This window comes from Bradyrhizobium sp. Kon56 (assembly GCF_055807635.1).
In genome coordinates this window covers 1-285 of the sequence record NZ_JBVVOU010000369.1, presented here as the reverse complement: position 1 = coordinate 285, position 285 = coordinate 1, and the positions used below count along the sequence as shown (strand labels likewise).

Genomic DNA, 285 nt, shown 5'->3' with positions numbered 1-285 from the left:
GGCGTAATAGCCGTTCTGCGCCAACAGTTCGCCGTGGGTGCCACGCTCGACGATGCGCCCATCGTCCATCACCAGGATCAGGTCGGCCTTCTCGATGGTGGACAAGCGGTGCGCGATCACCAGCGTGGTACGGCCCTGCATGACCTTGTCGAGTGCGGCCTGAATATGCCGCTCGGATTCGGTGTCGAGGGCCGAGGTGGCCTCGTCGAGAATCAACAGCGGCGCATTCTTGAGCAAGGCACGGGCAATCGCCAGGCGCTGACGCTGGCCACCGGACAACAGCAC

General features: G+C 63.9%; 1 protein-coding gene. It reads right to left on the bottom strand.

The features are described 5' to 3' along the window. On the bottom strand, positions 1-285 hold a 285-nt coding region (locus tag AC0L3B_RS39340), incomplete at both ends, for an ATP-binding cassette domain-containing protein (RefSeq protein WP_473383175.1).